Below are 22,817 nucleotides of genomic sequence, written 5' to 3'. Positions count from 1 at the left end.
CTTGAGAGTTGCACCCCCGCAACGAATATGAGTGATTACGGCGCGGGGCCGTACCGAAACGCATGAAGTCAAAGGATCAGACCATCGCTATCGAACGGCAGCGCCTAGAAAACGGCGGGCTCATCCTCTTCGTCGTCCTGATCACGATCGGACTGGGGCTGGTCGTCAACACCTTCCTCGGCGCATTGCTGTGGTCGGCGCTGGCGGCGATCCTGTTCCAGCCGCTGTTCCAGCGCCTGCTCGCGCGCTGGCCGGACCGGCGTAATCGCGCGGCGCTGGTCACGCTGCTGATCATCACGGTCGCGGTAGTCATCCCGGCGCTGATCGTCGGCAGCATGGTCGTAGACCAGGCTGCCGGCGTGTACAGCCAGATCCGGTCGGGGCAGATCAACTTCGCGTCCTATTTCGAACAGATCCATGACGCGTTGCCGGGCCGCTTGCAGCAATTGCTCGACAGCAGCGGGTTCGGCAGCTTTGAACGGGCGCAGGCGCAAATTTCGGAAGCGATCAGCAACAGCGCCAGCATGCTGGCGAGCCGCGCCTTCTCGATCGGCGCGAATGCCGCAGCGTTTCTGCTGGCGTTCGGCGTGGGTCTGTACGTCACCTTCTTTCTGCTGCGCGACGGCGAGCGTCTCGGGCCGGCGATCATCCGCGCGTGCCCGATCGAGCATGATGCGGCGGTCCGGCTGGCCGACAAGTTCGTGACGGTTGCGCGGGCGACGATCAAGGGGTCGGTCGTCGTGGCGCTGGTGCAGGGTGCGTTGGGGGCGGTGACGTTCTGGATCGTCGGGCTGCCCGCCGCCTTGCTGTGGGGCGTGCTGATGGCGATCGCCGCGTTGCTTCCGGCGGTTGGGCCGGCGATCATCTGGGGACCGGTCGCAATCTATTTGTTTGCCACCGGCGCCCTCTGGCAAGCTGCGGTCGTGGTGGCGTCGGGCGTCGTCGTGATCGGGGTTGCCGACAACATCCTGCGCCCGATCCTGGTGGGCCGCGATACGGGAATCCCCGACTGGCTCGTGCTGGTCACGACGCTGGGTGGGATCGAGCTGGTCGGTTTGAGCGGCATCGTCGTTGGCCCGATCGTCGGTGCGCTGTTCCTCACCGGATGGAGCATCCTGACCGAGCAGCGGCTTGGCCTCGCGCCCGGGTCGGTGGACGGTGACGACAGCGCGCCTAAGGACGGGCATGGCAACGTCGAAAGCTAAACGCCCGCGTACGGCGGGCAGGGCGCGTGCTGTCCTGATCGCGCTCGCCGGGGCGACGGCGCTTGTGGGGGGCTTGCGGTTGCTGAGCCGGCTCCCGGACCGCAAGCCGGAGGCTGAGCCAGCAACGCGGGGCGGCCGGGACACCACACTCGGTCGGGCGGCGGCGGAAGCGGCGGCGCGGCACCCCGATCTGACGGGCCTGCAGCTTCTGTCCGACGCGCACGATGCCTTTGCCGCGCGCGTCCTGTTGGCGCGGCAGGCGGAGCGGACGCTCGACCTGCAATATTACATCTGGCACGGCGACCGGACGGGCACGCTGATGCTCGAGGCGGTTCATCAGGCCGCAGAGCGTGGCGTGAAGGTGCGGTTGCTGCTCGACGACAATGGCATTGCCGGGCTCGACACCATTTTGTCGGCGCTGGATCGGCATCCCAATATCGCGGTGCGGCTGTTCAATCCGTTCCGCATCCGTTTTCCCAAAGCGATCGGCTACCTTGCTGATTTCAAACGGCTCAATCGCCGGATGCACAACAAGAGCTTCACCGCCGACGGTGCCGCGACGATCGTCGGGGGACGGAACGTCGGCGACGAATATTTCGGCGCGGGCGACGGTGGGCTGTTCGCCGATCTCGACGTACTCGCGATTGGCCCGATCGTCGAAGCGGTCGAGGACGACTTCGCGCGTTATTGGAACAGCGCCTCGGCCTATCCCGCCGCGCAGATCCTGCCGCGGGTCGGCGACGCCAAGCTCGATCAGTTGACCACCAAAGCGTCGCTGGTCGAGCGCGACCCGGGGGCGAGGGCGTTCGTCGAGCGGCTTCGCGCGCTGCCGCTGATCCGCGACCTGATCGACGGAAGCCTCAAATTGACCTGGGCACCCGTGCGGATGATCAGCGACGATCCGGCCAAGGCACTGGACGCAGCGCCGCGCGAGGCGTTGCTGGCGGGCAAGCTCAACGCGGCGATCGGCGCGCCGGACCGCGAACTCCTATTGGTGGCGGGCTATTTCGTTCCCGGCGACGCGGTGACGGAGCAGCTTTGCGCGCTCGCACGGGACGGCGTGTCGATCCGTGTGCTCACCAACAGTTTCGCCGCGACCGACGTCGCGCTGGTTCACGCGGGCTATGCGCCATCGCGTACCGCGCTGTTGCAAGCGGGGGTGCGGCTGTTCGAACTGTGCGGCACCGCGCGCGATCTTCCCGATCACAAGGCGCGTCGGCAGGGCAGTCGGCTCGGGATCGGGAGTACGCTGCGGGGATCGGGCACGGGACGCGTTGCCGCACTGCGGTCGGGGGCATCGACGCTTCATGCGAAGACTTTCGCGGTCGATCGTGCGCGGTTGTTCATCGGGTCGTTCAACCTCGATCCGCGGTCGATCGACCTTAACACCGAGCTCGGCTTCGTGATCGACAGTCCCGAACTCGCCGCGCGGATCGCGGACACGTTTGACGAGGCCATTCCTCAGGCAGCGTATGAAGTCGTGCTGGCGGACGGCGACCGCCTGCAATGGCGCGAAGTCCGGGGGGAGACCACGATCCTGCATGACCGCGAACCCGGCATGACGGCCGTCGATCACGCCGTCATCGCGGTGGCCGAGCGGTTACCGATCCGGTGGTTGCTCTAGATCTCAGGGACATAGCGAGGGATTGTCAGAGCGAATGTCAGCACGCCTGATAGGTAACGATCTGGCGGACGGTGGGGCAGATGTTCGTCGTGAACCGCTGCCCAGCGGTCGCGCGCGCTCTTGCATCGGGCGCGGTTTTCCTGAAACGCACGCGCCATGACCAATCAGTATTCCCAATCGCTTGTCCCGTATGCGGACCGTTCGTTCCAGGCCTGTCTGTTCGACATGGACGGGACGCTGCTCACCTCGATCGGATCCGCCGAGCGCGTCTGGTCGCGCTGGCTTCGCGCGCATGATCTCGATCCGGTGGTGATTCTCCCCACCATTCACGGGGTACAGACGATCGAGACGATCACCCGGCTCGGCATTCCGGGAATCGATCCGCGCGCGGAAGCCGCGTGGATCGCGCGCGAGGAGGCGATCGACCTCGACGGGGTTCGCGCGATCGAGGGAGCGGCCGAATTCGTGGCGGGGCTGCCGGAAGACGGCTGGGCGATCGTCACGTCCGCCACCCGCGTGCTGGCAGAGGCGCGTCTGGCGGCCGCCGGTCTGACCGCGCCGCCCCTGTTCATCACCGCCGAGGACATCGCCAACGGCAAACCCGCCCCCGATTGCTACATCGAGGCAGCACGCCGACTGGGGAAGGACGTGACGCAGTGCGCCGTGTTCGAGGACGCACCAGCGGGGATCGCGGCCGGTCGCGCCGCGGGAGCACCGGTGGTCGTGATCACCGCCACCCATGCGCATCCCGTCCCGACGGAACATCCGCAAATCCGCGATTATCGCGGCCTCACCACGATCCACAGCGACGGAACGATGCGACTAACGTCGAGTCGCTAGCGCACACGCAAAACATCAGCGCCGCGGAGCGCGGTGCTGATGTCAGGTTCACCGGAAACAAATTGACTGGCGGGGAGGGCGTTCCGCACCCCGCCAGAGAATCAGGCGTCGCGTTCCGCGCGCTTGCGATCGGCCTTGCGGGCGCGACCGATGGCAGCAGCCCGCTCACGCGCGCGCTTCTCGGACGGCTTCTCGTAGTGGCGACGCTGCTTCATCTCGCGGAAGATACCTTCCCGCTGCATTTTCTTCTTGAGCGCACGAAGCGCCTGGTCGACGTTGTTGTCGCGAACGGTAATCTGCATGGTCGTTAGCTCGTGGTGTGATGCGGGTGAATTTCCACCGCTGTATGGGCAATGCGCGGGCGTGCCAAGGGACGAGTTCACGTTCTTGTCGCTGAATCGTCCTAATTAGCCCGTATGGAGGGCGGATACCGGCGCAAAATCCGGTTTTGCCCGCCCTCGCAGGAACGCGACGGCGTCATTCGGTGCTGCGAGGCCGAAGGTACGGGTGACCGTCGCTCGCGATGCGACTCTCAGCCCGGGATGCCCCAATTGGCTTCTTCGTCGGCTGCCTTCGCCGTGCGGACGAGGTGCTCGACGTAATTCTGGAAGATCGGAACAGTGAAGGTGACCAGCGTCGGTTCGCCCTTGGGTTCCTTGAACGTCAGCACGACGAAACGCTGGCCGTCCTCATCGAGCACGAGGCCTGCTTCCATCGCGCCGGGGCCGCTGGGGGTAATGACGGTCGCTACCACGGGAAAAGCCTCGTTCGTTAGGGTCGGCAACGAAAGGGATAGTGAACCCCGTTGTCCGGCCCGGTCTCTCGCGGATTTACGCGGCTCTCGCAATCCCGATATCGGCTGCGTCATTGGCTGGCCCGCTCTGGTTCGCGGTCGCCCGGAGGGCTGCAGTGTCGGCGGACTGCGCCTTGCGATACTGGATGTAGAGAGCGATCAGGGAAAACATGGCAACCTCACGAAGTATTGCTGCGCTGCAGCATTCGCAGAATATGTGACGTCGCCCATGTTTTGGCGCAACTGCGGTCCTTCCAATCACGACTGCGCAAAACGAAACCGCCGCATGACGATCCGTCGAGGGGGCTGGGAATGGCATGATTCGACGTGGCGTCTGACTGCACCGGCATCGACCCGGGTCTATCATTTGCGCGTCGCGTCGACGAACGCAGCCGTCCAGACGAGGGGGGCGTTCCAGTTGATCGCCACCTCGTTGACCGTGAAGGCACGGTAGTCATCGACCCAGCAAGTTTGCGGCGCACAGCCCTTCAGCGGACCGGCATCGTTCGCCGCGCCGGAATTGGGCCCACCCGACAGGACACCGCTGGGTGGTGCCGGGAACCGCGCGTCCGCCGCGGCCGCCCAGAACCGGTGGTGCGGATGCTGCATCGGGCGAACGCCGACGCCCGTCACATAGGACCGATCGAGCGGATTGCGGCCGAGGATGTAGTCGAGGCTTGCAACCACGGCGTCGCGGTACGCAGGCTTCCGGTCGATCTGCCATGCCACGCCAAGCACGATCGCGCGGTTGAGGATCGTGCTGTTCGAGCCCCAGGGATACCGTGTGCCGCTGAACGGGATGCCATACCCGCTGCGCCCGGTCTCGGCGACGAACCCGTCGGCAAGCGTGGTGATGCGGTTGCGGAGCGTCGCGGCGTCGGTGTCGGGCAGCCCCGTGGGGAGCGTTGCGAGTGTCAGCGCGCCCGCAAGCTTTAGCGATCCCCAACTGATATCCGTGCCGGGGTCGGTGAAGATCCCGTCCTTGCGCAATCGTTCGAGGAACACGGGCTCGCGCGTCGTTGCGTAAAGCTGCGCCGCCGCGAAGCTGAATTCGTCGCGCACGTCCCGGTCGCCATATCCACCGCTGCCGGTGAAGTCGGAACTCGTCAGTAGATCGGGATGGCGCAGCGCCGCCGCCCATCCCCGTCGTGCCGCGGTCAGGCAGCGGGTGGCGAAAGCCGGATCGACCGTCCGCCAGATCCGCGCGCAGTGCGCCGCGACGCCGACCATGTTGAGCGTTGCGGCGGTCGATGGCGGGTACAGGAACCGGGTCTGCCGATCCTCGGCGGGCGCGGTCGGTATCCTGGTCCAGGTCTCGTCGGCGATCTTGGTGTGGACGAGGCCGCCAGCATCGATCGTCTCGAACCGCGTGATCGGCTTGCCCGGACGCCCTGCATCCGGCGCGATCGCCAAGCGGGTGCCGTCGGGGATCTGCATCGACAGGAGGAAGCCGACTTCGACGCGCGCCTCGTCGAGCAGATCGTCGATGCCATTGCCGCGTTCGGGTAGCGCAAGGCGGCCATCCGCGAAGGCCGTGGCATCGCCCCACGCGGCAAGCCGTTCGTGCAGGTCGAGCAACGTCCATGTCGAGACGCCGCCGTTCACAACATATTTGCCGTGGTCGCCCGCGTCATACCAGCCGCCGGTCGCATCGAGCGTATAATCGCACCCGGGCCATTGGACGCCCTTCTGGTCGCGTCCGGCGAAACAGGTGGCGGTGTCGGACGGATGACCGGCGGGGCGGGCGAGGTCGGGGCGCTCGACGTAGTCGGGCAGGATCGGGACCGCGCTGCGCTGCTGATAGAAGAACGCCATGGCCGTCAGTGCGAGCGGCCCGAACGGACGAGTGTTGATGGCGAACGGATGGCTGGCTTTGGGGCCGACGTGAAGACGGTAGCCGTTGCCCGAGCGGCGGAACGCGCCGAAGTCGATCCGGTGGACGCTTTCGCCGGACGCGGCGTCGGGGCCGAACGGGATCGTCTTGCCCGACGCCACGATCTTGCCGCGCGCGTCGGTCAGCGTCCACGCCAGCGGCGTGGTCTCGGCGGCGGCCAGGATCGCGATCTTGGTGCCGCTGGTCTCGAACCCGGCCTGACCGATCCGGATCGGGGCGGGCGGCGGTACGGGCGGGGCCGGGGCGGCGGCCGTCGTCAGCAGCAGGGCCGTTGCGCCCGACAGGATCCGGCTCATCCGCCGCACTGGGTCATCGGGACGGGTGCCGAATCGATCTTCACGTCGGAGATCGACAGCGCGAGCTTGCCATCGGTCGCGATCACGAACGGTGCGGTGACTTGCGCCATGTCGGCCCCGCGCTTGGCGAAGCACTGCAGCGGGACCATCACCTGTTGCCACGCGCCCGCCTTGCCCGCCGCCAGCGCGCCGGTGATCGGGACGGTCACGACCTTGCCGTCGTTGCTGACCATGCCGAGGGAGACGGGCGCGCTGCCCGCGCGATCGACGCGGACGTCAACGACCAGGCTCAGTTCCCCGTTGCTCTCGCGGGTCAGGTCGAGCGGTCCGGACGTCTCGACCCGCGCGTCCGCAGCGCCACCCGCCCAGACGAACGCACGCGCATCCTCCTGACGGCGGCGGTCGACCGCGGACGCGGTGAGGCGCCTGGAAGTGGTCGTTCCGGTTGCGCCAAGCAGGCGGACCTTAGACTGCCCCTGTTCGACCAGTGTCAGCGACCAGCCCTCGGGGACGCGTCCCTTGCCGAAGATGGTGCCGTTCGACGACGCGGCCATGCCGGTTGGGCGCGTTTCGTCGAGCTTGGGCACGACGCCGGGCTTGGCGTAGCTGAGGCCATAGCCGAAGGCGAACAGCGGGTCGTAGCCCGGATCGGAACGGTTGAGGACGAACTGGTCGGGGCGCTTGGGCCAGGAAAAACTGAGTTTCCCGCGGAAGTCGTGCGCGATGCCGCCGTCTTGCTTGCGGAACAGCACGTCGGCGACGCCGCCGCCCTCGCTCCCCGGCAGGAACGCCGCGACGAATGCGTCCGAGGCGTTGAGTTCGGCATTCACCCACAGCGGCCGTCCCGACAGGAACACCGCAACCACCGGCACGCCCGCCGCCTTCAGCTTGCGCAGCAGTTCGAGATCCGACTTGTCCTCGGGACTGTAATCGAGATTGGGTCGGTCGCCCTTGAATTCGGCGTAGGGCTGTTCGCCGAACACGACGATCGCCGCATCGGGCTTCCTGCTATAGCTGCCGTCTTCGGACAGCGTGGCGGTGCCGCCCGCGGCCTTGATCGCCGTGCTGATCCCCGACCAGATCGTCTCGGCATTGGGGAAGTTCGCGTTGGTCGTGCCTGTGCCCTGCCATGTCAGCGACCAGCCGCCGGCCTGTTGCGCGATGTTGTCCGCGCCGCCGCCCGCCACCAGAATGTTGGCGGAAGGCTTCAATGGCAGCAGGCCGCCGTCGTTCTTCAGCAGCACGAGCGATTCCTGGACCGCCCGGCGTGCGATCGCGCGGTGATCCGCCGCGCCGATCAGCGCCATCTTGCCCGCCAGTGCCCGCGACGAGGGACGACCGCGGTCGAACGTGCCCGCGCGGATCTTGACGCGCAGGATGCGGCGGACCGCGTCGTCCAGCCGTGCCGCGGAAATCTCGCCGCTCTGCGCCTGCTTCAGCGTGTTGTCGTAGAGCGTTTTCCACCCGCTGCCCGAATACATGAACATGTCGAGCCCGGCATTGATCGCGGCGGCGCAACTCTCGTTCGAACAGCCCTCGACCTGGCCGTGGCCGTTCCAGTCGCCGACCACGAACCCGTCGAAGTGGAGGCGATCCTTGAGCACACCGGTCAGCAAGCTCTTGTTGCCGTGCATCTTCGCACCGTTCCAGCTCGAGAAGCTCGCCATGACCGATTGCGTGCCCGCCTCGATCGCCGCGGGATAGCCGCCGAGATGCACGTCGCGCAGTTCGGTTTCGGGGATACGCGCATCACCCTGATCGCGCCCGCCCGTGCCGCCGTCGCCGAGGAAATGCTTGGTCGTGGCGATGACGTGGTCGGGGGCGAGGAATTCCTTCGTGCCGACCTTGCCCTGTACGCCCTCGATCACCGCGCCCGCGTAATCCGCCTGGATCGTCGGTTCTTCGGAATAGCTTTCGTAAGTGCGGCCCCAGCGATCGTCCCGGACGACGGCGAGGGTTGGTGCGAAGGTCCAGTCGATCCCGGCGGCGGCTGTCTCGATTGCGGTGACGTGGCCGATGTCGCGCATCAGGTCGCGGTCGCGCGCTGCGCCGAGGCCGATGTTGTGCGGGAAAAGCGTCGCGCCGGGGATGTTGTTGTTGCCGTGGACCGCGTCGGTCCCCCAGATGACGGGGATCGCGGGGCGACCGTCGCTGCGCGCCATCGAGGCGTCGTAGAATTCGTCGGCGAGCTTCAGCCATTCGACGGGTGGCGCAAGGTCGTTGCCGCGGGGGCCCGAATTGCCGCCGTTGAGGATCGAACCGAGCTTGTAGGTGCGCAGGTCCGACGGGTCGATGCTGGCGATGTCGACCTGGATCAGCTGGCCGACCTTGTCCGCGACCGACATGCGTTTGAGGATCGCCTCGATCCGCGCCTCGACCTTCGGGTCACGAAGCGGGCGGGCGCTGGCGGTTGGCCAGAGTTCCGGGTGCGCTACCGCCGAGAGCGGTACCGCGGGCGGCATCGCTGCCGATTGCAGCAGCAGCGCAATGGTGAACGTCGAAAGACTGGCTGACATCATACTCTCCCCCCCGCGGTTCGCGGTCCTGATTGTTACGCCGGTATCACCCCGACCGGTATATCACCGCTTCCGGCGTCGTTCGGCAATATGCCCATCCATTTCGCCCCGACGGATGCGCCGGATGACGCGCAACCCGTGCGACAATTTGACAACAGGTCCGTGACATTGCTGGCGCAAATATGAAAACGGTGTTGTCCTATAAATGCGGTACCGCTAACAGCCGCTGATGGAAGCACTTTTATAAGGTGCGCCAATCTTGACGATTGCACCGCCCTGTGGGGGGCGGCGCGCAGGGGGGATATATGAAGGCGTTCACACTCAATCTTGGCCGGCAGTCGCGCGGCGTGCTCGCGATGCGCGCGGGCGTGTCGATGGCGGCGTTGCTTGCCGCCGGGACCAGCGCAAGTGCCTGGGCACAAGCCGAAACGCAGGCGATCGCGCCGAACACGACTCAGGCCGCAGCGCCTGCGCAGGAAGTCGGTGAGCCCGCACCCGCAGAAACCACGGGCGATATCGTCGTCACCGGACGCCGCGCCGCGCTCCAAGCCGCAGACCAGCGCAAGCGCCGCAGCGAGACGATCGTCGATTCGATCGTTGCCGATGATGCCGGCAAGTTGCCCGACAACTCGATCACCGAAGTGCTGCAGCGCGTCTCGGGCGTGTCGATCGTGCGTTTCGCGGCGCTTGGCGATCCCGATCACTATTCGGTCCAGGGTTCGGGCGTCCAGGTGCGTGGCCTGACCGGCGTGGCATCGCGGCTCAACGGGCGCGAGATCTTCAGCGCGAACAACGGTCGTGCGATCCTGTGGAGCGACGTGACGCCGGAACTGATGTCGGCGGTCGATGTCTACAAGGCGTCCACGGCGGATCTGATCGAAGGCGGCACCGGCGGCCAGATCGATCTGCGCACCAAGATGCCGTTCGACTTCAACGGCAAGTTCCATGTCGCGGGCACGGGCGAACTCGCGGTTGGCGACATGGCGAACAAGGTCGATCCGTCGGGCTCGATCCTGGTGACCGATTCGTTCGAGACGCCGATCGGGCGGATCGGGCTGCTCGGCGACGTGGCGTTCAGTCAGTTCAGCTCGCTGTCGCAGTTCATCCGCACCAGCCCCTATTTCAAGACCCGGCTCAGCGATGGCAACGATCGGTACGTTCCCAGCGGCTTCGCCTACGGCGACGAGGCGTTCCAGTACAAACGCTACGGCATCTATGGCGCTGCGCAGTGGCAGCCCGCGGAATCGCTGACCTTCACCGGCAGCTTCTTCCAGTCACGCTACAAGAGCCAGTCGAGCGACTATGGCACCCAGCTCGATTCGCAGACGCTCGCGGTCGATCCGGCGAGCAGCACGTTCGACAGCAATGGCCTGCTGACCAGCACGAACGCGCTGTTCAACCGCAATGTCAGCGCGGACGGCAACTTCCAGCCGACGGGGCAGGCGGTCAACAGCAGCGGTAACAAGGGTTTCGTCCAGAGCAACACGGTGACGCGCGATTACTCGCTGTCGTTCGCCTGGGCGCCGAAGGATGGTCCGTTGTCAATCAAGGGCTCGCTCCAGCGGGTTGATTCCAGTCAGGTCTATGATCGTATCGACATCTTCCGCGATATCGGTTTCGGTCAGAGCTATGGCATCGACCTGCGGGGGGATCTGCCCCAGATCAGCGTCGGTCCGGAGGCGCAGGCGGGGTTCGCCGATCCGTCAAAGTATTTCTGGACGGCCTCCATGCCGCACAACGAACGCAACAAGGGGCGGCTCGACGCAGCCCAGCTCGACGCCGAATACAAGTTCGACGACAGCTTCTTCCGGTCGGTCAAGGTCGGCGGGCGTTACGCCAAGCGGACCGAGCGCGATCTTTCGAACGGCTATAACTGGACGGCGCTTGGCCGTGGCTGGAACGGCGATCCGCAGCTGACCTACGCCAACGCCGCAGCGGGTGACGTTGCCACCCATGCGTTCAAGGACTTCTTCCGCGGGAACGCAGCGTCGCCGGGTAACCTGATGTTCGCATCGGAAAACCTTGCGTCGCGGTTCAACGTCAACCGCACCGGGCTGGTGACGGCACCCCCGGCGGGCTTCTGCACCGGGCGCGAGTTCGACTGTTCGGCGTCGGGTCCATTGCCGAGCACAGGCTATGGCGGCCAGTTCAACGCGGACGGCACGCTGGCCATCCGTCAGCCCGGCTTCGTCCTGCCGGGCGATCAGGTCGACAACAAGACCCAGAATATCGCGGGCTATGCGCTGGTCCGTTTCGGACCGCAGGATGGCGCACGCGGCATCTCGGGCAACGTCGGCGTGCGGGTCGTGCACATCGAGAATGAGGGCAGCGGGTTCATCCAGCAGAATGGCGGGACGGTGTTCATCCAGAACGGCGTCCAGCGGACGCTGGCGAACACGTTCCTCGCCCGTGGCGGAAAGGCGGACTTCACGCGGGTCCTGCCGTCGGTCAATCTCGAATATTCGCCGACCGACAAGATCAAGGTCCGCGGCGGCTACAACATCACGATGGATCTGCCGACCTTCAACGCACTGCGCGCATCGGGTTCGATCGGCGTGGCGACGACCCCGAGCCAGACTCCCGGCGGCATCGGGACGTTCAACAACTTTACCGCAGACACCGGCAACCCGTTGCTCAAGCCGACGCTGTCGAACAATTTCGACATCTCGCTTGAATATTACGGACGCGTGGGGACGTCGTTCCACATCGCCCCGTTCTACAAGCGGCTCACCAACCTGCCCATCTATGCGCTGACCAACCGGCAGGTCACGGTCCAGTTCACCGACGGCAGCACCGAGAACGTCACGGCGTCCGCGACCGACTATACCAACTCGACCAAGGCGGCGAACGTCAAGGGTGTCGAGGTCGGCGGCCGCTTCTTCCTCGATATGCTGCCCGGCGCGCTTGCCGGGTTCGGGTTCGAGGGTAATTACACCTTCATCAAGAGCAGCAATCCGGGCGACGTCTACCGCGACATCACCGGTGCGATCCGCAACGATGCGCCGCTGGTTGGGCTGTCGAAGCACAATCTGAATGCGACGTTGTTGTATGAGCGTAACCCGGTCTCGTTGCGCGTCGCCTATTCGTGGCGCTCGCAATATCTGCTGTCGACCAACAGCAACGGCACCAACGGCACCTACAGCTATTACACTGCACCCGGCGTCGTGAACAATCAGGATGGCGGCAACGATACGACCACGCAGATCGCCTTGCCGATCTACGGCGGTAACTATGGTTCGATCGACGCGGGTGTGCGGTTTAAGGTGAACGATCAGTTGTCGTTCGGCGTGCAGGCGACCAACCTGACCGCCTCGACGCAGCGGACGCTGATGGGCGGCTATCCCGGTGGCAAGCTGGTGGGTCGTAGCTGGTTCCAGGCAGATCGCCGCCTGAGCACTGGCATCAACCTGGCCTTCTGACGATGATGGGGTGCCGGCCGACCTGATGTCGGCCGGCACTCAAGCGGAGGGCGCGATGCGCAAGCGGATCCTGATTGTGGGCGGCGGCACCGCCGGGTGGCTGACCGCAGGCTATCTCGCGAAACGGCTGGGTGCCGATCTTGCGGGCGGGGTTTCGATCACGCTGGTCGAGTCCCGCGACATCAGTGTTCTCGGCGTCGGGGAGGGGACGTTCCCGACGATCCGTCGCACGCTGGAGACGATCGGCATCGACGAGGCGGAGCTCGTCCGTCGGTGCGGGGCCACGTTCAAGCAGGGCGCGAAATTCGCGCACTGGCGTCACACGCCGGGGCAGGGCGCGACCGATCATTACTCACACCCGTTCCAGGTCGCGGACGCGAGCGACGGGCTCGACCTGTTGCCATACTGGCTGCTCGGGCTTGGCGGCCCGGAGAATTGGGATGAGGTCTCCAACCCGCAGAAAAAGGCGGCGGACAAGCACCGCGCGCCCAAGCTGCCGACCAACCCGGATTATGTCGCGCCGCTCAACTACGCCTTTCATTTCGACGCGATCGCGCTTGCCGGGCTGTTGCGCGAGCAGGGGATCAGGAACGGTGTCCGGCACCTGACCGATACCGTCGGCGAAGTGCTGCTCGCCGAGGACGGATCGATCGCCGGTGTGCGCACCGAGCAGAATGGCGTGCTCGACGCCGACCTGTATGTGGATTGCACGGGCTTTCGCGCCGAACTGATCGGCAAGGCGATGGGCGTGCCGTTCAAGTCGTGCCGCGACGTGCTGTTCTGCAACCGTGCGATCGCCGCGCAACTGCCCTATGCGCGGCCGAACGATCCGATCGCTTCCTATACCATTTCGACCGCGCAGGCATCGGGGTGGATCTGGGACATCGGGCTCGATCGCCGGCGCGGCATCGGGCACGTTTATTCCTCCGACCATAGCGACGACGAGGCCGCCGAGCGGGTGTTGCGCGGGTATTTGGGGACTGCCGGGGCGGATGCCGAGGTGCGGCATTTCAAGTTCGATGCGGGGTATCGCGAGGTCAATTGGGTCAAGAATTGCGTTGCGGTCGGGCTGTCGAGCGGGTTCTTCGAGCCGCTCGAGGCGACCGGCATCGCGTTCGCCGAAGTGTCGGCGGGGATGATCGCCAACCTGTTCCCCTGGGGCGGCGACTATGAGACGTCCGCGCGCCAGTTCAACGCGAACATGCTGCGCCGCTACGAACGCGCGCTGGATTTCATCAAGCTGCATTATTGCATCTCGCAGCGGCGCGACAGCGCGTTCTGGCGTGACAATGTCGACGATGCCTCGGTTCCTGACAGCCTGCTCGAAATGCTCGACCGGTGGCGCTTCCGCCCGCCCAACGAGCTCGACATCGACGGGCAGATCGACATCTTCACCGACGCGAGCTGGCAGTACGTCCTGTACGGCATGGGCTGGAAGACCGACCTGAGCGCGAAGGCGGGGGCGCTGCGCTATCATGAGGACGCGCGGCGCGCGTTCGCCGAAGTGCGGCGGCAGGCCGACTTTGCGATCGCCAATCTTCCGTCGAACCGCGATCTCGTCACCTTTGCGCAGACGCACCGCTTCGGCGCACGGGTAGCAGCGTGACGGCGGAGCCTTCGCGGATCACCAAGGTCGTGATCGTGGGCGGCGGTACTGCGGGGTGGATGACCGCTGCGGCACTGTCCCGGCTCGTTGCGGGGGGCGTGTCGGTCACGCTGGTCGAGTCCGAGGAGATCGGCACGGTCGGCGTCGGCGAGGCCACGATCCCGTCGCTGCTCGACTTCAACGCGATGCTCGGGATCGACGAGGACGCGTTCATCCGCGCAACCGCCGCGACCTTCAAGCTCGGCATCGAGTTTCGCGACTGGGCGCAGCCTGGGGACTCCTATCTCAACCCGTTCGGGACGCACGGCCGCGATGTTGCAGGCGTGGCTTTCCATCATCTCTGGCTGCGTCAGCGGGCGTCGGGTGCGCCCGATCCGGGGCCGATCGGCGCTTATTGCCTGGCCGAGGTGGCGGCCCGACGCGGACGGTTCACCCGACCGAGCACCAATCCGCAATCGGTCCTGTCGACATTGTCCTATGCGTTCCATTTCGATGCCACGCTTTATGCCGCCTTCCTGCGCGATCTGGCCGAGCGTGATGGGGTCGTCCGCGTCGAAGGGCGGGTGGTCGCGGTGGACAGGGATGCGGACACCGGTTTTGTCGATGCGGTGCGGCTCGCGGATGGCGGACGGATCGATGGACAACTGTTTATCGACTGTAGCGGGTTTCGCTCGCTGCTGGTTGGGGACGCCCTTGGGGTGCCGTTTACAAGCTGGCAGCAATGGCTGCCGTGCGACCGGGCCTGGGCCGTGCCGAGTGCCCGCAACGCTCCGCCGATGCCGTACACGCGCGCGACCGCCGACGCCGCGGGATGGCGCTGGCGCATTCCGCTCCAGCACCGTGTCGGCAACGGCTATGTCTATTCGAGCGCGCATCTCGATGACGATGCCGCACGGTCGGCGCTGCTCGCCGGGCTGGATGGCGCGCCACTGGGCGAGCCGCGTCCGCTGCGGTTCGTGGCCGGTCGGCGCGATCGGCTGTGGGAGAAGAACTGCGTCGCGATCGGGCTGGCGGGCGGCTTCCTCGAACCGCTCGAATCGACTAGCATCCACCTGATCCAGTCGGGCATCGCGCGGTTGATGAGCCTCTTCCCGGATGACGGGTTCGCTGCGGTCGAGATCGACGAATATAATCGCGTGATGCTGCGCGAGTATGCGCAGATCCGCGACTTCATCATCCTCCATTACCACGCGACCACGCGCGCGGATTCGCCGTTCTGGGACCATTGCCGGACGATGACGCTGCCGGCGTCGCTCGAGGCCAAGCTGGCGCTGTGGTCCGGCAAGGGTCGCGTGTTCCGTGAGCATCGCGACCTGTTCACGCCCGACAGCTGGATCGCGGTCCTGCTTGGCCAGGGGATCCAGCCGCGGTCGTTCGACCCGTTGGCGGCGACACTGCCCGCGGACGAGACGGTGCGGTTCATGGCGCATGTCCGCGACATGATCGACAAGACCGCCGCTGCGATGCCGACGCAGGACCAGTTCATCGCGCAGCATTGCGCAGCGCCTCTGCGGGAACCGGCATGATCCGAATGACGTCGGCGGCAGGGTTGCGGGCGCTGGCCGCGGCGGTGGCGATCACGCTGGCGGGTTCGGGTTGGCAGTTGGTTTCAGCCGGGCCGCACCGGACGGTGCCCTATCGCTGGACGAACGTGAAGGTCGGGGCAGGGGGCTATGCGCCCAACATCGTGTTCAGTCCGGCAGAGCGCGGCCTGGCGTATCTTCGCACCGATATGGGTGGTGCCTATCGCTGGGAGGCGAAGGTACAGCGCTGGGTCCCGCTGCAGGACGGCAATGCGACGCCGAGCTATATGGGGATCGAGAGCATCGCGCCCGATCCGCGCAATCCCGACATCGTCACCATGGCCGCGGGCATGAACGCCGGGCAACCCGCCGCGATCCTGCGGTCGGCGGATCGCGGACAAACGTGGCGGGTCACCCCCGTGCCATTCGCGATGGGGGGTAACGAGGATGGCCGTGGGCTCGGTGAGCGGCTCGCGGTCGATCCCAACGATCCGCAGCGCCTGTTCTTCGGCTCGCGGCATGACGGGCTTTGGCGCAGTGACGATGCGGGCGCGACCTGGCGCAAGGTGACGACCTTTCCGGTTGCGGGGCTCGGACGGCCCGCGTTGCGAAGGACGCATGGCGGCGTCGCCTTCGTTGCGATCGACGCGACGAGCGGCGGCGGGGGCACGGGATCGCGCCGGATCTGGGCGGGTGTCGCCGACCCGGGGGAGGTGCATCTCTTTCGCTCGGACGATGGCGGCACGACGTGGGTGGCCGCGCCGGGGCCTGCGCTGCTCGCGGCGAAGGGCGTGATCGATTCCCGTGGTGTGTTGTGGGTCGGTTACGCCAGCGGGCTCGGGCCGAGCGGGATCAGGACCGGGGCGGTATGGCGCTATGCCCCCGATGGAACCGGCCGGGACGTGACGCCTGCGGCATGGCGCGAGACCGGCGCGGAGGGTGCGTTCCTTGGCGTCGCGGTCTCGGCCATGGCGCCCAATACCGTCGCGGTCAGTACGGTTGACCGCTACCGCCACGGCGACTCGCTGTGGGTCAGTCGCGACGACGGCGGTCACTGGGACGATGTCGGCGCGCGCAGTCGGCGCGACGTGTCCGAGACGCCCTTCCTGCTGCACGAAGGCAAGGGCGCCGATTTCGGGCACTGGATCTCGGGCCTCGCGATCGATCCGTTCGATCCGGGACATATCGCCTACACGACCGGCGCGACCGTTTACGCAACCCGCTCGCTGGGCAAGGCGGATGTGGGCTGGGCACCCTGGACCAAGGGGATCGAGCAGACCGCGATCATCACGCTGGTCTCGCCGACCGGTGGCGCGCCGTTGATTTCGGGCTTCGGCGACCTTGCCGGGTTCGTCCACGACGATCTGACGGCTTCGCCGCAACCGACCTTCATCAACCCGTACATGTCCAACACCAACACGATCGATTACGCCGGGCTTGCCCCCAATGTGATCGTCCGCAGCGGGAGCCTGTACCTCGATCGCCCGCGGGACGCATCGATGGGGCGGTCCGAGGATGGCGGCCGGACGTGGACGGCGTTGACGCTGCCGCCGATGGGCGATCCGGCCAGGCGCGAGGATCTCAACGGCGATTGGCCGATCACCGTTTCCGCCGATGGCGCGACGATGGTGGTGGGAACCCCGGTGCCGCAGGTGTCGCGGGATCGCGGCAAAAGCTGGACGGTGGTGCGCGGGCTGCCCGGCAAGACCCGCGCCGTCGCCGACAAGCGTGATCCGCGTATCTTCTATGCGGTCGATATCGCGCGTGGGCGGATCCTCGTTTCCCGCGACGCCGCCGCCAGCTTTGCCCCCGTGGCGAGCGGGGGGCTGCCCGCCGACCTGCCCCCTGCGGGCCGCCGCGGCCGCGAGGCGCAGAGCGCGCTCGTGGTCGACCCCGGCCGTTCGGGCATATTGTGGTTGCAGGCGGGCGAGCGGCTGTTTCGCAGTACGGATGGCGGTGTCAGCTTCGCACCGGCCAGCGGTGCGTTGCAGGTCGAACTGTTCGGACTGGGAAAGAACGCGGTCTTTGCGGTTGGAACGCTGGACGGTATCCGTGGCGTGTGGCGGTCGGTCGATACGGGAAAGATGTGGTCGCGGATCGACGATGACGCGCATCGCTGGGGCGGACGCTACCGCGTCGTTTCGGGGGACCCCAGACGTGAGGGGCGGGTCTATCTGGGCACGGACGGGCGGGGCATCTTCTACGGCGATCCCGTGGCGGCGCGGTGATTACCGAACGCACACGACAGGGTTGTTGACGGGGTGCAGGGGCCCCGCCGCTGAAAACGCAGCGATGTGCCCCTGCAACCGATATTCACCGGGTCACGGTTCCATCACGCTCAGCAGGTCATCGACGCTGCCCGTCGCGAAGGCGCTGTATTCGTCGCCGATCGCATAGGGCAACAGGATCCGCCGCCCGTGGAGCAGCGCCCCACAGCTGTACGTCACGTTCGGGACATAGCCGCCGCGTTGCTCGGCGGAGGGGAACAGCAGCGGCGAAGGGGTGCGGGCCAGCACCTTCGACGGGTCATTCTTGTCGAGCAGGCATGCACCCACGCAATAGCCGCGAACCATGCCGACGCCATGCGTGAAGACGAGCCAGCCCTCATCGATCTCTATCGGCGATCCACAATTGCCGATCTGGACGAACTCCCACGGGTATTTGGGGCCCATGATCCGGGTCCCCTCGTCCCAATTGTAGAGATCGTCCGAGTAGAGCAGCCACATGTTGACGCTGTCCTGCCGGCCGATCATCGCGAAGCGACCGTCGATCCGACGCGGGAAAAGCGCCATGCCCTTGTAGCCGGACATTTCCCCCGTCAGCGCGCGCATCTCGAAGGTGCGCTGGTCGATGCCGCGCAGAAGCTCGGCGCGCGCAGAACTGCCGTCATAGGCGGTGTACGTTCCGATGACGCTTTCTACCCCGTCATGATCGGTGAAGCGCACGAGCCGGAGATCCTCGACGCCCTGCCGCTGGCTCGGGAGGATCGGGAAGATCACGGTTTCGGAAATGTCCTCGCTGTCGTCGGCGCGCATCCGCACCCAGCCGTCGTTGTCGCTCTCGATCCGCGGCGGAACACCCTGTTCGCTGGGCGGATCGACGACGAGGTTGGTGCCCCCGTCCCAGGTTCCGGTCCGGAACGTCACCGACGAGATATGACCCTCGCCAACGCCGCGCAGCGACACGATGAAGCGCACGCTGTCATCGTTCGGATCCTGATCGGGCAAGGTGACGATGCTCGGGTTGAACAGCGCGGCGGACTCGAACGCATATTCCTGGCTGTAATAGGCCCCCAGCAACAGCTGGTCGCGCTCCTCCTCGACCTGCACGTCGCCGAGCTTGTCCTTCACCTCGGCGAAGCGACGGAGGAAGCCATCGTCGACGTTGCGATGACGCGCAGACATCGAGGCGGTCAGCAACTGCAGCATGCGATCCCGCGTGGCAGGCTCCAGGGCCATCACGCGCGCCGCAACTTCCTGCAGACGGGTCGGCTGTTGTTCGAAGGCGGACGGGTATTCGAAACTGAACGGGCGAATGACGGTGCGTGATGGATCCGGTTTGAGTTCTATGTCCAGGGTGGTGAAAACGTCCGCTGCGATCATCCGCTGGCCTCTTTCTGTGCAACCGTGTCGATAGAGGCGATACTCCCGCCGCGCGGTAAAGGTCCGGCTCGAGACATCGGAGCAATAAACTTTGACGATGTGGCAATGGCGGCGACGTCGCGACTGCCCCCGTCGGGCCCGCATGTTGGCAGACGATGCCGACGATCTCGTGGGCATCTTACATTCGAACCGCAACGTCCCATCTCACATGGCTCGATGACAACACCCCGCTTTATTCTCGCGCTCGGCGACAGTCTCGTTGCCGGCTATGGCCTCGCCGCAACGGACAGTTTTACCGCACAACTGGAGGCGGCGTTGCAGATCCGTTTTCCGGGTGCGCGCGTGCTGAACGCCGGCGTATCGGGAAGCACGACTGCAGACGTCGAGCGACGCCTGCCCGCGATCCTGTCGGGTCTTACGCAGCGACCCGACCTGGCGATCGTGCAGGTCGGGCCCAACGACGTCTTGCGGCAAGTCCCTGCCGCGCGTACCCGGGCGCACCTCGCGCAAACGTTGCTGCGCTTGCAAGATTGCGGGATCCCGGTGCTGCTGACGACGGTCGCGCCCCCGGCCATCCTGCGGGACCGGGCCGCGGCGTATCTCGGCATTCATGCCGAACTGGCTGCTGATTATGGCGCGACGGTGCGGCCGTTCTTTCCGCCCGGTGTGCTGGGGCATCCGGACATGGTCCTGGCCGACAAGGTCCATCCCAACGCCAAAGCGATCGCGGCGGTGGTTGCCGCACTGCGCGATGCGGTGGAAGCGATGCTGTAGCGCCACCGTGATCGTCGGGAAGGCCGGCAGGGTCAGCGCTGCTTCTTAGTGTTTCCCGCGGTGAAATCGGGTTCCTTCTTCGCGACCCAGTCGACGAACTTGCGCACCGCCGGCTCGGCCAGAAGCCCCTCGACGTTCATGCCGTGCCGCTCAAGTTCGGCGTTGGTGAAATTGGCCGTCACCGTTTGCTGGCAGATCGGGTGCATCGGCACGACGTCGCGACCGCCGCGGCTCTTGGGGACGGGATGATGCCAGACGATCGTCTTGCCCGTGGGACGACCGCACAACCAGCAGGGCGCTATCTCGACCGGCGCATCCTCGTCCTGCTGCGCATCGTCATACCCGCCGTGTTTCGAATGTTTGCGCGCCATGCTTCGATCGATTCCGTGCCTGTGCCACCGGGGGAGGCGGCGGATCCGGGGCCGTTACTACATCACGCGCAGATCGTTATCGACATTCCTGTGCCACGGCGTGGGTGGGTACCGTTTTCCCCTTGGCGCTGGCGATTACCGCAACCAGGCCAAGCGCCGATGCCACCGCGCCCGCCAGTGCCACGGCGGGATAGCCCAGCCCGCCCGCAATGACCGCACCACCAACCGCCGCGCCGATCGCGTTGCCAAGGTTGAACGCCCCGATGTTCATCGCCGAGGCAAGGTTGGGCGCGTCCGCCGCGGCTTGCATCACGCGGATCTGCAGCGGCGGGACGAGCGCGAAGCTGGCGACGCCCCACAGGAAGATCAGGATTGCGGTCGGGACCGCGAAGGACATCAGCATTGCAAACGCGACGAGGATCGCGGCGAGGGCCGCCAGCGTCACGATCAGCGTCCGGTCGACCGAGCGATCGGCAAACCGCCCACCGAGCCAGTTACCCAGCGTAAGACCCACGCCGTAGGTCACCAGCATCGCGGTGACGTAGCCGAGCGAGGCCTGCGTCGCCTCGCGCAGGATCGGCGTGATGTAGGTGAAGACGGTGAACATCGCACTTGCGCCCACCGCGGTCAGGCCGAGCGCACCGAGGACAGGCCCCCGGGTCAACACGCGCAGTTCGGCCATCGCATTGCCGCCCGTCGGCGCGGGCAGTGCGGGTAGGGTCAGGCGCAATGCTGCCATCGTCGCGATCCCCAGCGCGGAGATTCCCCAGAAGGACGACCGCCACCCGAGATGGTCGCCCGCCCAGGTTGCGAGCGGCACGCCGACGACATTGGCGATCGTCAGCCCCATGAACATCGCCGCGACCGCGCCTGCGCGGCGTTCGGCCGGCACAAGGCTGGCGGCGACGATCGAGCCGACGCCGAAGAAGGCGCCGTGGTTGAGCGACGTCAGGATCCGCGCGGCCATCAACATGCCGTAGCCGGTCGACACCGCCGCCAGCAGATTGCCGACGGTGAAGATGCCGGCCAGCGCGATCAGCAATGTTCGCCGTGGTACCCGCCCGGTCGTCAGCGTCATCAGCGGCGCGCCGAGCACGACGCCCAGCGCATAGGCGCTGATCAGAAGGCCCGCGGTCGGGATCGATACGCCGAGATCGCCTGCGATGACGGGCAACAGGCCCATCGGGGCAAATTCGGTGACGCCGATGCCGAAGGCACCGACGGCGAGGGCCAGCAGGCCGGGATTGAGCTTCATTGTGGCGATCCTGCGACGAGCGCGGGCACACGCAGCCCTGATGACCCCAATTGACGATAATCCATTTCCGTGTCCCCGACTGTTCTGTTGAGGCATAGATGGACTGGCGGTGGACGCGTTATTAGAGGTCGGTGACGCGAAGGATTTTTGACATGGACGCAAAGACGGGGATGGGGGCGGATCGTGCCCGGGCGCTCGAAGTGTTCGCGGCGGTGATGCGTGAAGGCAGCTTCTCCGGTGCAGGACGTGTGCTGGGGCTGACGCCATCCGCGGTTGCCCGGTCGATCGACCGGATCGAGGCGCGGCTTGGCGTTCGGTTGTTGCTGCGGTCGACCCGCGCCTTGACCCCGACTGCGGAGGGGCAGGCTTATTTGCAGACCGCACGCCGGATCCTCGCCGATCTCGACGACGCCGAGCAGCAGATCGCCGACCAGGGTGCGCCGCGCGGGCGTCTGCGGATCAGCGCGGCGCTGTCGCATGGGCGATTGCGCGTCGTGCCGCTGCTGGGCGCATTCGCGCAGGCGTATCCCAATATCCTGATCGACTTCGCGCTGACCGACACGATCGTCGACGTGGCGGCTGGGCAGGCGGACGTCGCGATCCGGTTCGGACCGCTGGGCGACAGCATGTTGACCGCGCGCAAGCTTGGCGAAAGCCGCCGGATGATCGTCGCGGCGCCCGACTATCTGGCGCGGTGCGGCACGCCGGTTCGCCCCGAAGACCTGCACCGGCACAACTGCCTCAACTTCAATTTTCGCCGCGTCGAGCCAGTCTGGCCGTTTCGCGTCGACGGTCAGGATGTCGCGCTGACCGTGAAAGGGTCGATCGAGGCCAATAACGGCGAAACGCTGGGGCAGTTGGCCGCCGCCGGGGTCGGCATCGCCCGCGTCGGGGCGTTCAGCGTCGTCGATGACGTCGCCGCCGGTCGGCTTGTTCCCGTGCTCGAGGAACTGAACCCCGGCGATGTCGAACTGATCCATGCGGTGTTCGTCGGCGGGGCGAACACGCCTGCGCGCGTGCGCGCGTTCGTCGATTTTCTCGCCGAGCGCCTGACGAGTTGAGGGAGATTGCTGCCCGGCGTGAGCGACTTGGGCCGATG

Annotated in this window: 17 protein-coding genes; 9 read left to right on the top strand and 8 right to left on the bottom strand. The window is 66.2% G+C overall.

Annotation, left to right across the window (positions count from 1 at the left end):
* Nucleotides 1-62 precede the first annotated feature (62 nt).
* From ABIC17_RS13490 to ABIC17_RS13480, 3 genes are all read left to right on the top strand, one after another.
* Nucleotides 63-1,205, top strand: coding sequence for an AI-2E family transporter (locus ABIC17_RS13490; RefSeq protein ID WP_354282522.1), 1,143 nt, complete (start codon nt 63-65; stop codon nt 1,203-1,205).
* Nucleotides 1,186-2,829, top strand: coding sequence for a phospholipase D family protein (locus ABIC17_RS13485; RefSeq protein ID WP_354282520.1), 1,644 nt, complete (start codon nt 1,186-1,188; stop codon nt 2,827-2,829). Before ABIC17_RS13490 ends, ABIC17_RS13485 begins: the two co-directional genes overlap by 20 nt.
* Before the next feature lie 156 nt (nt 2,830-2,985).
* The gene (locus tag ABIC17_RS13480; protein ID WP_354282518.1) at nt 2,986-3,669 is read left to right on the top strand and encodes an HAD-IA family hydrolase; all 684 of its coding nucleotides are present in this window, start codon (nt 2,986-2,988) and stop codon (nt 3,667-3,669) included.
* Nucleotides 3,670-3,770: 101 nt separating this feature from the next.
* Here ABIC17_RS13480 and rpsU read toward each other — a convergent pair whose 3' ends face one another.
* From rpsU to ABIC17_RS13455, 5 genes are all read right to left on the bottom strand, one after another.
* On the bottom strand, nt 3,771-3,971 hold the full coding sequence (rpsU, locus tag ABIC17_RS13475; protein ID WP_354282516.1) for a 30S ribosomal protein S21: 201 nt from the start codon (nt 3,969-3,971) through the stop codon (nt 3,771-3,773).
* A 230-nt stretch (nt 3,972-4,201) separates the two neighbouring features.
* Nucleotides 4,202-4,423, bottom strand: a complete 222-nt coding sequence (locus tag ABIC17_RS13470; protein ID WP_354282514.1) for a hypothetical protein — start codon at nt 4,421-4,423, stop codon at nt 4,202-4,204.
* 76 nt (nt 4,424-4,499) lie between these two features.
* Entirely contained in the window at nt 4,500-4,634 is a 135-nt protein-coding gene (locus ABIC17_RS13465; protein ID WP_354282512.1) for a hypothetical protein, read from the bottom strand.
* A 191-nt stretch (nt 4,635-4,825) separates the two neighbouring features.
* Nucleotides 4,826-6,652 (bottom strand): glycoside hydrolase family 9 protein, encoded by a 1,827-nt coding sequence (locus ABIC17_RS13460; protein ID WP_354282510.1) that lies wholly within the window; start codon nt 6,650-6,652, stop codon nt 4,826-4,828.
* Nucleotides 6,649-9,168, bottom strand: a complete 2,520-nt coding sequence (locus tag ABIC17_RS13455; protein ID WP_354282508.1) for a glycoside hydrolase family 3 protein — start codon at nt 9,166-9,168, stop codon at nt 6,649-6,651. The genes ABIC17_RS13460 and ABIC17_RS13455 overlap by 4 nt, the downstream gene beginning before the upstream one ends.
* A gap of 305 nt (nt 9,169-9,473) precedes the next feature.
* On the opposite strand from ABIC17_RS13455, the gene ABIC17_RS13450 reads away from it, so the two are divergent.
* The 4 genes from ABIC17_RS13450 to ABIC17_RS13435 are packed head-to-tail and all read left to right on the top strand — an operon-like array spanning nt 9,474 to nt 17,944.
* Complete coding sequence (locus ABIC17_RS13450; protein WP_354282507.1) at nt 9,474-12,587, top strand: TonB-dependent receptor; 3,114 nt, start codon at nt 9,474-9,476, stop codon at nt 12,585-12,587.
* Nucleotides 12,588-12,612: 25 nt separating this feature from the next.
* Nucleotides 12,613-14,193: a tryptophan halogenase family protein gene (locus tag ABIC17_RS13445; RefSeq protein ID WP_354282505.1), complete on the top strand. Its 1,581-nt coding sequence runs from the start codon at nt 12,613-12,615 to the stop codon at nt 14,191-14,193.
* Complete coding sequence (locus tag ABIC17_RS13440) at nt 14,190-15,719, top strand: tryptophan halogenase family protein (protein ID WP_354282503.1); 1,530 nt, start codon at nt 14,190-14,192, stop codon at nt 15,717-15,719. The genes ABIC17_RS13445 and ABIC17_RS13440 overlap by 4 nt, the downstream gene beginning before the upstream one ends.
* On the top strand, nt 15,716-17,944 hold the full coding sequence (locus ABIC17_RS13435) for a sialidase family protein (protein WP_354282501.1): 2,229 nt from the start codon (nt 15,716-15,718) through the stop codon (nt 17,942-17,944). The genes ABIC17_RS13440 and ABIC17_RS13435 overlap by 4 nt, the downstream gene beginning before the upstream one ends.
* Before the next feature lie 93 nt (nt 17,945-18,037).
* On the opposite strand, the gene ABIC17_RS13430 is transcribed toward ABIC17_RS13435, so the two are convergent.
* On the bottom strand, nt 18,038-19,318 hold the full coding sequence (locus tag ABIC17_RS13430) for a glycoside hydrolase family 130 protein (protein ID WP_354282499.1): 1,281 nt from the start codon (nt 19,316-19,318) through the stop codon (nt 18,038-18,040).
* 216 nt (nt 19,319-19,534) lie between these two features.
* Here ABIC17_RS13430 and ABIC17_RS13425 point away from each other — a divergent pair, with 216 nt between their 5' ends.
* Nucleotides 19,535-20,092 (top strand): GDSL-type esterase/lipase family protein, encoded by a 558-nt coding sequence (locus ABIC17_RS13425; RefSeq protein ID WP_354282497.1) that lies wholly within the window; start codon nt 19,535-19,537, stop codon nt 20,090-20,092.
* Nucleotides 20,093-20,124: 32 nt separating this feature from the next.
* Here ABIC17_RS13425 and ABIC17_RS13420 read toward each other — a convergent pair whose 3' ends face one another.
* The gene (locus ABIC17_RS13420; protein ID WP_354282495.1) at nt 20,125-20,463 is read right to left on the bottom strand and encodes a hypothetical protein; all 339 of its coding nucleotides are present in this window, start codon (nt 20,461-20,463) and stop codon (nt 20,125-20,127) included.
* 76 nt (nt 20,464-20,539) lie between these two features.
* A complete protein-coding gene (locus tag ABIC17_RS13415) occupies nt 20,540-21,718 on the bottom strand; it encodes an MFS transporter (RefSeq protein WP_354282493.1) in 1,179 nt (392 codons plus the stop codon).
* Nucleotides 21,719-21,870: 152 nt separating this feature from the next.
* On the opposite strand from ABIC17_RS13415, the gene ABIC17_RS13410 reads away from it, so the two are divergent.
* On the top strand, nt 21,871-22,779 hold the full coding sequence (locus ABIC17_RS13410) for a LysR family transcriptional regulator (RefSeq protein ID WP_354282491.1): 909 nt from the start codon (nt 21,871-21,873) through the stop codon (nt 22,777-22,779).
* Nucleotides 22,780-22,817 lie beyond the last annotated feature (38 nt).

The sequence above is a fragment of the Sphingomonas sp. PvP056 genome, assembly GCF_040549155.1.
Lineage (GTDB): Bacteria > Pseudomonadota > Alphaproteobacteria > Sphingomonadales > Sphingomonadaceae > Sphingomonas.
The sequence above is the reverse complement of the archived record's forward strand: the minus strand, read 5'-3'. Positions and strand labels throughout refer to the sequence as shown.